The sequence below is a fragment of the Paenibacillus azoreducens genome, assembly GCF_021654775.1.
Classification (GTDB): domain Bacteria; phylum Bacillota; class Bacilli; order Paenibacillales; family Paenibacillaceae; genus Paenibacillus_AQ; species Paenibacillus_AQ azoreducens.
Genome location: NZ_AP025343.1, coordinates 5,220,590 through 5,234,365, shown reverse-complemented (window position 1 = coordinate 5,234,365; position 13,776 = coordinate 5,220,590). Strand labels below are relative to the sequence as shown.

Below are 13,776 nucleotides of genomic sequence, written 5' to 3'. Positions count from 1 at the left end.
TATGCTTCCGATGTGCGTTTTTCAAAACGCTTTGGCTTATGCTTCCGACATGCATTTCTTCAAAACGCTCCAGTTGGATGAAGTAAGGGACCGAAAAGCAGAGAACAACATCTATAAGAGTTGGGGGAAATCCTGATGGAATTAAAACTGATGATACAAATGGTGAGAAAGAGGCTGTGGCTGATTGTAGCGTTTGTGGTGATTTGCACCGCCGGAACCGGACTTTACAGCCGATTCATGATAACGCCGGCATATGAGGCTACAAGCACCCTGATCGTGAACAAGATGAATATGGACCAGATGGGGGCAAGGGGACTCGACATCAATGAAATAACCTCCAACATCATGCTGATCAATTCCTACAAAGTGATTATTACATCCGCTGCGATTCTGGACAAGGTCGTGCAGCAGCATCCCGACCTCCAGGCATCCTCCCAAGATCTCGCCGACAATCTGCAAGTGATCACCGCACAGAACTCCCAGGTTATAACACTGAAAATACGCGATGCTTCATACAACCATGCCATGAATATCGTTAATTCCGTTTCGCAAGTGTTTCAAAAAGAAATCCCCCGGATCATGAAGGTCGACAATATCTCGATACTTGATACGGCCAAGCCGCAGAAGCATCCGGTTCCGGTCAGCCCGAAGCTGAAAATCAACATGGCGATCGCTTTTGCCGCATCATTCCTCCTTGTCGTGGGCATCGTGCTTCTGCTTGAACATCTGGATGATACGATCAAAAACGAATATGACGTGGAACGATATCTCGAACTGACTACGCTTGGGGCCATCCGGAAAATGAACAAAAGGGATCTTAGAACGAGAACTTCGGCCCGTACCAAAAATCAGGCAGGTGAAAATTATGCGCCGCTCAGCCAGTAAAAGCAAACTGATCATGGACATCAACCGCCGATCCATCATTTCAGAGGGATATAGGAATCTCCGTACCAATATCCAGTTTTCGGGCTGGAATCAAAAGCTGCAGGTGCTGGCCGTCACCTCGACCCAAGCCGGTGAAGGGAAAACGACGACGATCAGCAATTTGGCGGTAGCGTATGCCCATGAAGGAAAAAAGGTGCTTCTGATCGACGCCGATTTGCGGCATCCTTCATTGCAAAACGTCTTCAATGTGAGCAACCGGATCGGTTTATCCAATATTTTGGCCAATCAATGCACGTATGGCGAGATTTTGCATCAAACGTCGATCGACCATTTGTCTCTGGTCACCGCCGGTCCCGTGCCGCCGAATCCGACGGAGCTGTTGTCTTCGGATAAATTAAGGGAAATTATCGAGTTTTGGAAGGAAGAATACGATGTGATTTTGCTGGATACTTCCCCGGTGATGGCTGTCGCGGATGGGCTGATCGTCGCTTCGGTTTGCGATGGGGTCATCCTTGTCGTGCATGCGGGAAAAGTGAAGCGGGAGCTCATTAGGAAAACAAAGGAAAAGCTGGAGCTTGCCAAAGCCAACATTTTGGGCGTGTTCCTCAATAACAAGAGATACAGCAAGTCGGAATCGCATCAGTACTATAATTACGGAATTCCCGAATAGTGCGTGTTCAAAAAGGTCGGTTTTCAGCACCGAGAAGATTGGATGAAGTTAGGGAATGAGGAGCGGAGTGTACGTTTTGGGTACATGAGCACCGGAAGGCCCGGCTGAATTCAAGGTTCGATGCCGAGCTTCTCCTTGTTATACTTCGTGATCAAAAGCGGACTTTTTGAACAACCTCGAATAGGTTATTGTCGGCCGGAACGGCCGAAGGTTATGTCTACTGCACCTTTATCACGGTAGGCACTCGATCACGCTGTGGGTATGAAGGTACCTTAGACGTCAATCGTCGAGAGTGTGGTGTGAGGCCGGGTTAGATGCCCGAATTCATACTTCGATTGAAGTATGAGCTATGCGGGGCCGGACATGTAGCTCATCCTTTAATCCTTAACAAGGCGTTTCCGGTTTTTAAATCACGGGTCCTCGAAAAGTACTCGGAATCAACCGCGAAGCATATGTTTCACTTTTTGGGGTTGTAAAGAGAAGGAAGTACAAAAGGGGGAGAAACATAGTGCAAAAAGTCAGGAAAGCAATCATTCCGGCAGCGGGGCTTGGAACCCGTTTTTTGCCTGCAACCAAAGCCATGCCCAAGGAGATGCTGCCCATCGTCGATAAACCGACGATCCAGTACATCGTCGAAGAGGCGATTGCCGCGGGGATCGAAGATATCATCATCGTAACCGGAAAAGGCAAACGCTCCATTGAAGATCACTTCGACCATTCGTTTGAGCTGGAGCATAATTTGCTGCAAAAAGGCAAGCTGGAGGTTCTGGAATCGGTCCGGCGTTCTTCTACGGTCGAAATTCATTACATCCGTCAGAAGGAGGCCAAAGGGCTCGGGCATGCCATATGGTGCGCCCGCAATTTTATCGGCAACGAACCTTTTGCGGTGCTTCTCGGCGATGATGTGGTCCGGTCGGAGGTGCCTTGTATCGGCCAGCTTGTCGAGCAATACGAAACCTATGGGGTATCCGTCATTGGCGTCGGCTCCGTTCCCCGCGATCAGACGCATCGTTATGGCGTCATCGATCCGCTGCATGCGCTTGACCATGAAGGGACGGCATACGAGCTGCGCAGAGTGGTGGAAAAGCCGGATCCGGGCGAGGCCCCATCCAATCTGGCCATTATCGGCCGCTATGTGCTGACGCCGGAGATCTTCGGGTTTTTGGAACATCAGGAGGCGGGGTACGGAGGTGAAATACAGCTGACAGACGCCATCCAGAAGCTGATCGTGGAACAGGGCTGCATCGCTTATGCGTTTAAAGGGGAGCGGTTTGATGTCGGGGAAAAGCTCGGCTACATATTGACTACCATCGATTTCGCACTGCATCAGGAGGATTTGCGGCTGCCGCTTTTGTCCGCGATGGACCGCATTCTTCAGCTGGAGAAACAGGAGAAGCCCTCTTTTTGAAGACTATAAAATAATAAGTTTTAAGCGGAGCTTAAGTACCTAAGATCGCAAGAAAAACTTCCGCTAAACGCCGTCTGTCTTCTTTGAAAGTACGTCGATAGACGTTTTTCTTTAAATACGAGAAAGCATATCTCGCCTGGTTACGCATCCTTATTTCACAAGAAAAGCATCCGCTAAAAGCAGCGCGTCTTTTGTGGAGGCACGTCGAAAGTCGTTTTTCTTTTAAAGGATGTTCTTCATGGCGGGAGCTTTGCGAAGAGGGATTCCCTCAATTTTATTACAAGGGCAGGGACGTAAATGGTGAAAAAAGTATGCGTAGTAGGATTGGGGTATATCGGACTTCCGACGGCCGGCCTGCTGGCCAAAAACGGATTTCAGGTACACGGCGTAGACGTTAACATACATACGGTCGAAAAGATCAGTCAGGGAGAGGTTCACATCACGGAGCCGGATTTGGACCAAGTCGTAAAGGAAGCCGTACAATGCGGACTGCTTCGCGCTTCAACAATTCCGGCGGAAGCGGATGTTTATATTTTAGCCGTACCGACCCCTTTTCAAGAAAACAACAAACCTGACCTGACTTATGTGGAGCAGGCCGTTAAAGCGGTGATTCCATACCTGCGCCCCGGGAATCTGGTCATCCTCGAATCAACCAGTCCGGTTGGCACGACGGAACGAATTGCGGACTGGATTCTGGAAGCAAGAAGGGATCTGAGCATTTCCGATTCGCTTTATGCCGCATATAACCGTATTTTTGTTTCCTATTGCCCGGAGCGGGTTCTGCCCGGTCAAATTTTGCGCGAACTGGTGGAGAATGACCGGATTGTCGGCGGAATCGACGAGGCGTCCACACGATGGACCGCTGATTTTTACCGGCATTTCGTCAAGGGGGCCATTCTGGAGACGAATGCGCGTACGGCCGAAATGGCTAAGCTGACGGAGAATTCCTTCCGGGACGTCAATATTGCGTTTGCGAATGAGCTGTCTCTGATCTGCGATCATCTGGAGATCGACGTGTGGGAATTGATCCGTCTGGCCAACCGCCATCCGAGGGTCAATATTCTTCAGCCCGGCCCCGGCGTAGGCGGACATTGCATCGCGGTCGATCCCTGGTTTTTGGTGGATGCTGCCCCGGAGCAGGCGAAGCTGATCCATACGGCCCGGATCGTCAACGATTCCAAGCCATGGTATGTGGCGGAGAAGGTCATCCAGGTTGCCGCAAAGCTGAAATCACCGGGAATTGCCTGCTTGGGTTTATCTTTTAAGGCAAATATTGATGATTTGCGCGAAAGTCCGGCGCTGGCGATTGTGGAACATTTGGCCAAGGCGGCGGCCGCTTACCTGTATGTTGCCGAGCCCCATATCAAGGAACTGCCGGTCAGCCTGCAGTACGGAAATGTACAGTTTTGCGAAGCGGAGGAGGCGGTGCGCCAGGCGGATATTGTCCTGCTGCTCGTCAACCATGACGCTTTCGGCCCGATCGGCCCCGAACTGCTTGAAGACAAAATCGTGGTGGATACGAGAGGATTTTTCATGCATCCCTCCCGCGTGGAAGCGAGAGTGTAGGTCATGCTTACGCTTCAAACCAAATTCAGGCGCTTGAAGAAGATGCCTTTTCGGATAGCCGTCAAAAAAGTTGCCGGCAAAGCCGCAGAACAGGCCGGTTTCGTATACCGCGAATATCGGATCAGACGCAAGCCGGTTTCCATTCCGGCAGAGCTGTTCCGTTCGTTTGTGCCGGAGTGCGCTTACCTCGTTAATCCTGCGGACAAGGACGGATATATGAAAATGCTTCTGACCGAGGGGCTCGATGCGGATATTATTCGCGATGCGGATCGAATCTGCGCGCATGTATTTGATCTGCTGGGATCAGGCGATACCCAACTGGGGCCTTCTTTGCCTTGGAATGAGGATTTTAAGTCGGGGTACCGGTGGGCCAAGAAGTTTTATAAACGAATCAAAATCGTTGATCTGGACAACGCGGCTGACGTTAAAGTTCCTTGGGAACTGTCGCGTTTTCAGCATTTGTTTACGCTGGGGAAGGCCTATTGGCTTACAGGGGACGAGAAATACGCACTTGAATTCCGGATGCAGCTGGAAGATTGGATCTTACAGAATCCGGTGGGGATGTCCGTCAACTGGACCTGTGCGATGGATGTGGCCATCCGCGCGGCGAATTGGATTGCCGCCGTTCCTTTTTTTCGGGAAAGCCCGTCCATACCGGACGCCTTTTGGGAGAACTTCCATGCATCGCTATATTTGCACGGCAGATTTATCCGCGGAAATCTTGAAAACACCGGGGAACATACAGGCAATCATTATACGGCCGATTTGGCCGGGCTGATTGCGCTGGGGCTTTATTTCCGCGGCTTTCACGTGCCCGAAGACCGGATGCAGGGTACCGGTCCGGCAGAGTGGCTGGCTTTCGGTCTGTCGGAATTGGAAAAAGAAATGTTCATCCAGGTCCATCCGGACGGAACGAACTACGAGGCATCCACGTCCTACCATCGTCTTGTCGCGGAAATGTTTCTCGTAACAACGATTTGGTGCGCAAGGAATGACCTTGGCTTTTCTGCGGAATATTTGCGCCGTCTTGAGGCGATGTTTGATTTTATGCTGCAAATCATGAAGCCGGACGGATTAACCCCGCTGATCGGCGATGCCGATGACGGAAGATATCTCATCGTTTCGCAATACGGGGGATGGCTGCGCAATGATTTCCGCCATCTGCTGGCGGTGGCCGGGGAGTTTTTTGATCGGGATGATTTTCGGACTGCAGGCCTCTGCGCCAGAGAGGATGCGTTATGGATTGCAGGCGGACTGAAGCCTTTCTTGCAGTCGGCCTATTCCGCGATGAAATCCTCTGCCTTTCCGGATGGCGGATATTATGTACTGCGCAGTCCGGAGGTTTACTGCCTGATTCGCTGCGGGGAGCTTTCCTTTCATGGGCATGGGGCACACAGCCATAACGATCAGCTGAGCTTCGTGCTGAATATTAGGGGAAGGGACATTGCGGTGGATCCGGGCACTTACGTTTACTCAGCGGATTACCGGGCCCGGAATGTGTTTCGCAGTACGGCCGTACATAATACACTGCAGCTTGGCGGGATGGAACAAAATGATATGGAAGAAAGAAATCTGTTCCTGTTGCGGGAGCAGACAAACGCGGCATGTACACGATTTGCGGACAGTCATTTTGCGGGCAGGCATGAAGGCTATCTTGCGAAGGGCGGTATTATCCATAACCGTTATATAACGCTGGAACAAGCAAGCTTGATTATTATCGATACGCTTGAGCAAACGGCTGCGATGACCGCCGATGTGCCTTCCGCGGCCGTCTCTCTGATGCTGGCTCCGGAAATTCACGTATCCAGGGACCGGGAGAAATGGCTGCTGCATGCGGAAGAGCTGACGGTTACTCTCGAATTCGAGCATGCGGCCAAAGTCGAGCTGCAGGAAGCCTGGGTATCGACAAGTTATGGAACCCGGGTGCCAAGCAAGCTGCTGCGGGTAGATATCCAGAGCCAAATATTGAAGACGAATATCCACTTCGAAGCAAACGGGGGAGCAATTGGATGAATCAAGTGATCATTAGGCAGGGCAGCGCCGTTGTTGAACAAATTCCGGCGCCGGAAATTAGGGAAGGAACCGTGCTCGTCCAGGTGGACCATTCGTGCATTTCGATCGGAACGGAAATCAGCGGTTTGCAGACCAGCGGCGTTCCGCTCTGGAAACGCGCGGTACAGCAGCCGGACAAGGTCAGGAAGCTGATGCAAATCGCCGCCGCCCAAGGTTTGTCCCATACGCGGAATATGCTCAAGGTGAAGATGGGCTCGGGACAGCCTTCGGGTTATTCCGCCGCCGGAACGGTAATTGAAGTCGGGGCAGGAATTACGGATTTAAAAGCGGGGGATCGCGTTGCCTGTGCCGGAGCCCAGTTTGCCCACCATGCCGAGATCATCCGGGTGCCCCGGAATTTGGTGACGCCCGTTCCCGAAGGATTGGAGATGGCGGAAGCAAGCACGGTGACGCTTGGAGCGATCGCCATGCAGGGCTTGCGGCGTGCGGCCCCGACTTTGGGGGAGACGTTTGTGGTGATCGGGCTGGGAATTTTGGGACAGCTGACGGCACAACTGCTGAAAGCAAACGGATGTCGGGTCATCGGCACCGATCTGGATAAAGACCGGATCGCGCTTGCACAGCGCTTGGGTATGGATTTGGCCATTTGGCCCGGGGAGGATAGCAGCGCCCAAGCCGCGCTCCGGTTGACCGACGGCTTGGGCGCGGATGGCGTCATTATTACGGCAGCGGCAAAATCCAGCACGATCCTGGCGGAAGCCTTCCGGATGACAAGGAAGAAGGGGCGCGTTGTCGTTGTGGGGGATGTCGGCCTTGAGATTAATCGGTCCGACATTTATGAGAAGGAACTGGATTTTTATATTTCCACCTCCTATGGGCCGGGCCGTTATGACCGGAACTACGAAGAGAAGGGACAAGATTATCCGCTCGGATATGTGCGCTGGACGGAAAATCGGAATATGAGGGAATACCTGCGGTTAGTTGCGGAGGGGAAGATTCGGCTTGAACCGATGATTTCCCGCGTATTCCCGGTAAGCGAAGCGGCGGAAGCATATGCATTTATCCAGCATGCGGAGGCCAAGCCGATGATGGTGCTGCTTTCATATCCGCAGACGGCAGTCATCTCGGGCGACAGGCATAAAGTAACTACTAATCCGCAGCTCAGCGCAAGGGTGGGCATGGAGCACAAAGTGCGGATCGGATTGATTGGAGCTGGCGAATTTGCCAAAGCCATGCACCTGCCGAATATCAATGCCTTATCAGGCATGTTTCAGCTGCAGGCCGTCATGAGCCAGACCGGGCATAATGCCGCCGAAACGGCCAAGCAATTTGGGGCGGTGTATGCGGCCACGAGTTATCGGCTGCTTCTTGAGGACCCCGAGGTTGACGCGGTGCTGATCGCAACGCGCCATGATACCCACGCTTCTATCGTGCTTGAGGCGCTTGAGGCCGGAAAACATGTGTTTGTGGAGAAACCTCTGGCTCTAACCCGGCCGGAACTGGAGGATATCGAAAAGTTTTATGCGGATTTGCCGGATGGAAAATCGGCTCCGGTGCTGGTCACCGGTTTTAACCGCAGGTTTTCGCCTTATGCGGCCAAGATCAAAGAGATCACGGAACGGCGCAGCAACCCGATGATATTGAACTACCGGATGAATGCCGGTTATCTGCCTTTGGACCATTGGACGCAGACGGAAGAAGGCGGAGGCCGCAACCGTGGGGAATGCTGCCATATTTATGATCTGTTTACTTATTTGACTGGCAGCAGGGTACAGCGGATTCACGTATCCCATATCGATCCGGCAACGAAACATTATACGCATACGGATAATTTTGTCGCAACGATGGAGTTTGGGGACGGATCCGTCGCCACGGTGACCTATACCGCGCTTGGCAGCAAATCTTATCCCAAAGAGCAGATGGACATTTACGTGGACGGCAAAAACATTTTCCTTGACGACTACCGCCGGCTGCTGATTGCCGGCAGCAAAGCGAAAGGGCTGGAAACGAAAATCTCCAGCAAAGGACAGCGCGAAACGCTTGAGCGGTTCGGAGAAGCCGTTCAAGGCCGCACGGAGTGGCCGATACCGTTATGGCAGCAGATCCAGGCCTCGGAAATTGCGCTTGAAGTCGAAAGATCATTAACCAAAGGAATGATGAACCCATGAGTATCACGAAAACGGCCGCCAAACAGATCTTATCGTATTTTCCGTTCCGGTACGTGAATGTCGGCAGGGAATTTCATATATGGCTGCATAAATTCGAGCAAATGAAATCGATGGATTACGGCCAGATCCGGCAGGCGCAGCTTCAAGCCATGAAGGAGATCGTAAAACTCGCTTATGAACAAACGGTATTCTACAAGCGGCTTTATGATTCGCACGGCTTTCACCCGGATATGCTGCAGGATTTCAGCGACGTTGAACGGATTCCAATCATCCATAAAGAGGATGTGCGGATGCACGGCAAGGAGATGGTCGTGGCCAAATATTCGCCGGAAAAGCTGAAAAAGCTGGGCACCAGCGGAACGACGGGCACCTCTCTAACCTTGTATACGAACCGGACCGTCGAACAGCGCGAATGGGCGGCCATTTGCTATCAGTGGGCCAATGTCGGCTACAAGCCGGGAGACGGGCGCGTGGAATTCAGGGGAGCGCTGCCGAGCAGCAAGCTGTATATCCTCGACAAGTACTCGAGAACGTTGAAAATCAACACGACGTCCATTACGGAGCATAATATAAAGGAAATCTTGGAGGCCATCTTGGCATCGGGATATGAATACTTGTACGGCTTCCCGTCGGCGCTGGCCATGTTCGCCAAGTTTCTGGTGGATCAGCAGCTGACCGCGTTATATCAGCCGAAAGCCGTTTTGCTGGCCTGCGAAATGGTCCATGACTATCAGGTACATCTGATCGGCAGCGTTTTTTCCCGCTCGAAGCTGTTCGCCCATTACGGGCAAACCGAAAAGGCGGCTTTAGGCGGATGGATGAACGACTCCCGCGCTTATTATTTCCTGCCCTTATATAGCTACGTAGAGCAGAACCCGGACACCAGCGCAATTATCGGCACTTCTTTCTTAAACGATGTGATGCCGCTCATTCGCTATGAATTAACCGATGCGGCTTCGCCATTCGATCAACAGCCGCAAAAAGGGCTTGAACACCTGTTTCCGGTCATTCGTTCCATCGACGGGCGCATGGGTGAAATCATGTATAAACCGAATGGGGATATGCTTCCATCGCCGCTGATCGCCATTGCGCTTCGGGGGACGCGAACTTTCAGCGCCTGCAAGCTGATTCAGCATCGTTATGATCTGATTGAGATTATGGCCGAATCCAGCCAGCCGAAAGACATTGTGGAAGAAGAAATCAGCATGGTGGTGAAGAAGCTGGAAAATCTGTTTACCATCGACATGAATTTTCAGATTACGATCGTTCCCCATATCGTCAGAACGGAAACCGGCAAGTTTAAGAACGTGGAGGTTCGGATCGGAAAGGAACCGGTAATCTGATGAAATTGATTATGGTAGGACCGATTCCTCCTCCAATCGGCGGGATTTCGGTCCATATTCAAAGATTGGCTGACGAACTGCAAAAGCATAACGTCGAATGCGTCATTTACAACGAGTCCAATGTGGCGGATCAGCAGCGGCATATCGTGGCTATGGGTAGCTACAGAAAATTCGTACTGCAGATCCCTTTTATCCGCGGGGATCTGTTTCATTTTCACACGATCGATCCGCGTTTTCGGATGCTGCTTGGTTGCTATAAACTGCTCGGCAAAAAGATTATGCTCACCGTTCACGGCGAAAGCCTGTCACAGCAGCTTGAACATGCGGGCCGCCTCACGCGCAAGCTGCTGCTGGCAAGCCTGAAGCGGATCGATTATATCGTATGCGTCAATGAAGCAACGACGCGGTTGCTGCTGAATCTTGGCTTCCGGCAGGACCGGGTGGGCACGATTCCGGCTTATATTCATCCGAATGAACGCGGGGGAGGGCAATGGCCGCTGCCGGCTGAGGTCAGCAAATTCATCGATACGGAGGATTTTGTCATCTGCGCCAACGGGTTTGTGCGCTTATTTCAAGATCATGATCTGTATGGCATTGATCTTCTCATTGAGATGATGAGGGGGCTAACGGATAACGGCATTTCAGCCCGTTTGCTGTTTGCCCTGCTTGGAGCTGCGGAGCAGAGTCCGGAAGAACGGAAATATTACGAGGCGATCAAGCGGCGGATTGCCGCCTACGGTTTGGCCGAACGGTTTTATTTTTATGAAGTGAAGGATACGGAGTTTTGGCCCATTTTGAAAAAAAGCAGGTTGTTCATAAGGCCGACCAGCATGGATGGCTACGGCGTGTCCGTTGCCGAGGCGCTTCACTGCCAAATTCCGGCGGTGGCAAGCGATGTATGCAAAAGACCTGACGGAACCCTTTTGTTTAAGTCCCGCGATTTGGAGGAGCTTACGGAAACGGTGCGCCGGGTAATACGGAATTACGAAAGCTTCAAGCAGTCCGCGTCCAAGGCGATGCCGAAGGACTATGCATCCGATCTGATCGCGGTCTACAACCGGATTTCGGGTCCAAAGCCTATAGAAAGCAAAGTGATGTCCCGTGTCAACCGATAATCCCAAAATGCTGTCAAGCGGGGCGGTGTACTTCTGCTCCTCGGTCTTGACCCAGCTTGTCAATTTGCTGCTTATCCCTTTATATACTAGGAACTTAACGCAGGATCAGTTCGGCCAATATGATCTCCTTCTCAGCGTGCAGATGCTGCTTTCGCTGCTCATCGCGTTGGGAGTTCATTCCGGAATGATCCGTTTTTTTAACGAATTCGAAAACAAACGGGAGCTGCGGAATACCGCGCTGACATTTGCCATGCTGTGGGGCGCGGTCTGCATCTTGGGCGCCTGGGCTTTAAGCCCGCTATTGTCTCCGCTTGCGTTTGACCACAGTGCGGATGCCGTCCTGTTCATTCCATACGTGGTTATGATTTCGGTATTTTCCTGCCTTAATCTGATCTACTCCAGCTTTTACTCTATGCAGTTTAAGGCGATGAAGTCCAGCAGTATACAGTTTTCGGTCGTTTTATCCACTCTGCTTTTTGCCTTGTATTTCTTTCTCGCCCGGGGGCAAGGAATCATTGGCATCTTTACGTCTCAACTGCTGGCGAACATGCTTGTGTTTGGCGTGTTGTTCGTGCTGAATCTCGGAACCTTTCGTTTTACGCTGGAGAAAAAGCAATTGCGCCATATGCTGAGGTACGGCACCGGCCTGCTGTTAGGGGACATCTCCGCCTGGGTGCTTAGTTTAAGCGACCGTTTCCTGATCAAAGGTTATATGAACTTGTCTTCAGTCGCCGTATACTCCATTGGATACAAGATCGGCATGCTGATCAATCCGGCATTCATCGCCCCTTTTATGTCCGTGTTCACGGCTTTTAAATTCAAGGCCTATAAGGATGAGGACGGGCCGGAAAAGATCAGGAAAATGTTCAGGATCTACAATTTTCTCGGCTGGTTATGTGTTCTGGGATTATCTCTTTTCGCCCATGTAGGTGTAAGGCTGGTGGCTACGGCAGAATACGATGCGGCCGCCTACTTAATTCCGCTGATCGCCTTTTCGTATTTCCTGTCGGGCAGCGTCGCCTTTTATTCTCTTGGACTGCATATAGCTAATAAAATGCGGACGAATTATCTGATATCCATCCTGGCTGCGGTCATCAACGTGATATGTAATCTGGTATTGATCCCTTGGCTTGGGATTTACGGTTCGGCGCTTGCGACGGTGATTTCCTATGCAGTGACCAACGCTGTGTTTTATCATTATGGATCCAAATATTACCCGCTTGGGCTAAGCGTTTTTTTTCCGTACAAATATTTGATCCTCTATGTGCCGATTTACGCTCTCTACGTCGCGTGCATGCAGCTGCCCTTATCTCTGCCGCTTGAAATCGGCCTGAATATGCTGCTTGTGCTGATTTTTACCGCTGCAAGCCTTCTCTTTGGTTTTATCAACAGGCATGAGCTGCTTGGAGACCTGCTGTCCGCGTTGAACCGCAAATCCAAAAAAATGATCGTGGAAGGAGCAAGTTCCGAATCATGAACACGAAAATAATTACCGATGTGGACGGATTTCTCGCCATACGGGAGGATTGGGAACGGCTGACCGAACAGGACCCGGACGCCACCTATTACAGCACCTTTGAATTTAATTATTTCTGGTGGCAAACCTTTGGCAGCGGCTGTGACAAGCAATTGTTTATCCTTTGCCACTACCGCGACAATATGATGGTAGCCATCGCGCCGCTTATGATCCGCTGCATCGACAAAAAAATCGTGAAATGCCGGGTGCTCAGCTTTCTCGGAAAAGGAGATTATTTCAACTTCATCATCGATTCCAGCAAATTCAAGGCTTCCGCGCTAATCCGGGAATTATTCCATACGATCGAGGAAAACTCGGAGAAATGGGACAAAATCGAATTGACCCATCTGCAGATGAATACCCAGCTGCTGCAGTATATCATGCGGCATGACCGGTACAGCAAGCATACGCAGTATTTGACTACCTGCAACCGGATTAATAGCGGTGATTTTGAATCGTATGAACAGTTTGAAAAAGAAATGATCAACACCAAGCTCAGGCGCAAACGGGTTAAACTTCGGCAGGACACGGGTTATCGCTTCAAAATTGTCAGGGCCAGTGAAAGTGACGATATGTACGAGCAAATCGCTAATGTCCATCAGCTGGAGAAGAAGTATCTGCATGAGGTGAAGGGACGGACGGAGCGCGGGAGCTTGTTCGAGGACAAAGCCAATGAAACATTCCTGAGAGAGCTGTTCAAGGGAAATGACCGGATTTTGTTTTTTTACCTGGAATCGGAAGACAGCGAAATCATCATGTATAAATGCTGTTATCTTTATAGAGATGTTTTGTATGGCTGGAATACGGGATATTCGCCGAAATATTCGAATTACCACGGCATTTCGGACGTACTGTTGATGGAAATGATCGAAAGCTTGTTTTCCGGCAGCTGCGCGAAGCAGATCGATTTCGGCGCCGGCACTTATCCCTGGAAATTCCGGTGGGCGAATCACTTTTCGGTCAGCTATTCATTTGTGATGTGGAATGAATGCAGTCAGCAAACGAAGTTGCTGCGGCTGCTGAATCAATCGAGGGAAATTATCCGGGCTGTCAAGGAATTGAAAAACGCCCTGTAAAAACTATGGAGTGTAC

General features: G+C 51.1%; 10 protein-coding genes. All 10 read left to right on the top strand.

The window, feature by feature from the left end; translation table 11 throughout:
* Window positions 1-135 precede the first annotated feature (135 nt).
* Entirely contained in the window at window positions 136-885 is a 750-nt protein-coding gene (locus tag L6442_RS23260; RefSeq protein WP_212979686.1) for a YveK family protein, read from the top strand.
* Entirely contained in the window at window positions 866-1,555 is a 690-nt protein-coding gene (locus L6442_RS23255) for a CpsD/CapB family tyrosine-protein kinase (RefSeq protein WP_212979685.1), read from the top strand. Before L6442_RS23260 ends, L6442_RS23255 begins: the two co-directional genes overlap by 20 nt.
* A gap of 508 nt (window positions 1,556-2,063) precedes the next feature.
* Window positions 2,064-2,963, top strand: coding sequence for a UTP--glucose-1-phosphate uridylyltransferase GalU (gene galU / locus L6442_RS23250; RefSeq protein ID WP_212979684.1), 900 nt, complete (start codon window positions 2,064-2,066; stop codon window positions 2,961-2,963).
* Between the two features lie 297 nt (window positions 2,964-3,260).
* Window positions 3,261-4,529, top strand: a complete 1,269-nt coding sequence (wecC, locus tag L6442_RS23245) for a UDP-N-acetyl-D-mannosamine dehydrogenase (protein WP_212979683.1) — start codon at window positions 3,261-3,263, stop codon at window positions 4,527-4,529.
* Between the two features lie 3 nt (window positions 4,530-4,532).
* Complete coding sequence (locus tag L6442_RS23240; RefSeq protein WP_212979682.1) at window positions 4,533-6,542, top strand: alginate lyase family protein; 2,010 nt, start codon at window positions 4,533-4,535, stop codon at window positions 6,540-6,542.
* Complete coding sequence (locus L6442_RS23235; protein WP_212979681.1) at window positions 6,539-8,710, top strand: bi-domain-containing oxidoreductase; 2,172 nt, start codon at window positions 6,539-6,541, stop codon at window positions 8,708-8,710. The genes L6442_RS23240 and L6442_RS23235 overlap by 4 nt, the downstream gene beginning before the upstream one ends.
* Window positions 8,707-10,053, top strand: a complete 1,347-nt coding sequence (locus L6442_RS23230; protein WP_212979679.1) for a hypothetical protein — start codon at window positions 8,707-8,709, stop codon at window positions 10,051-10,053. Before L6442_RS23235 ends, L6442_RS23230 begins: the two co-directional genes overlap by 4 nt.
* Window positions 10,053-11,168 carry a glycosyltransferase family 4 protein gene (locus tag L6442_RS23225; RefSeq protein ID WP_212979678.1) on the top strand — a complete coding sequence of 372 codons (1,116 nt, stop codon included), beginning with the start codon at window positions 10,053-10,055 and terminating at the stop codon, window positions 11,166-11,168. Before L6442_RS23230 ends, L6442_RS23225 begins: the two co-directional genes overlap by 1 nt.
* Entirely contained in the window at window positions 11,155-12,645 is a 1,491-nt protein-coding gene (locus tag L6442_RS23220) for an oligosaccharide flippase family protein (RefSeq protein WP_212979677.1), read from the top strand. The genes L6442_RS23225 and L6442_RS23220 overlap by 14 nt, the downstream gene beginning before the upstream one ends.
* Window positions 12,642-13,760 (top strand): GNAT family N-acetyltransferase, encoded by a 1,119-nt coding sequence (locus tag L6442_RS23215; RefSeq protein WP_212979676.1) that lies wholly within the window; start codon window positions 12,642-12,644, stop codon window positions 13,758-13,760. Before L6442_RS23220 ends, L6442_RS23215 begins: the two co-directional genes overlap by 4 nt.
* The last annotated feature ends 16 nt before the right edge of the window (window positions 13,761-13,776 follow it).

Bases quoted from the DNA above. Each gene is read 5' to 3' on its own strand.
- L6442_RS23260 (WP_212979686.1), top strand. From the start codon at position 136: ATGGAATTAAAACTGATGATACAAATGGTGAGAAAGAGGCTGTGGCTG.
- L6442_RS23255 (WP_212979685.1), top strand. From the start codon at position 866: ATGCGCCGCTCAGCCAGTAAAAGCAAACTGATCATGGACATCAACCGC.
- wecC (WP_212979683.1), top strand. From the start codon at position 3,261: ATGGTGAAAAAAGTATGCGTAGTAGGATTGGGGTATATCGGACTTCCG.
- L6442_RS23240 (WP_212979682.1), top strand. From the start codon at position 4,533: ATGCTTACGCTTCAAACCAAATTCAGGCGCTTGAAGAAGATGCCTTTT.
- L6442_RS23235 (WP_212979681.1), top strand. From the start codon at position 6,539: ATGAATCAAGTGATCATTAGGCAGGGCAGCGCCGTTGTTGAACAAATT.
- L6442_RS23230 (WP_212979679.1), top strand. From the start codon at position 8,707: ATGAGTATCACGAAAACGGCCGCCAAACAGATCTTATCGTATTTTCCG.
- L6442_RS23225 (WP_212979678.1), top strand. From the start codon at position 10,053: ATGAAATTGATTATGGTAGGACCGATTCCTCCTCCAATCGGCGGGATT.
- L6442_RS23215 (WP_212979676.1), top strand. From the start codon at position 12,642: ATGAACACGAAAATAATTACCGATGTGGACGGATTTCTCGCCATACGG.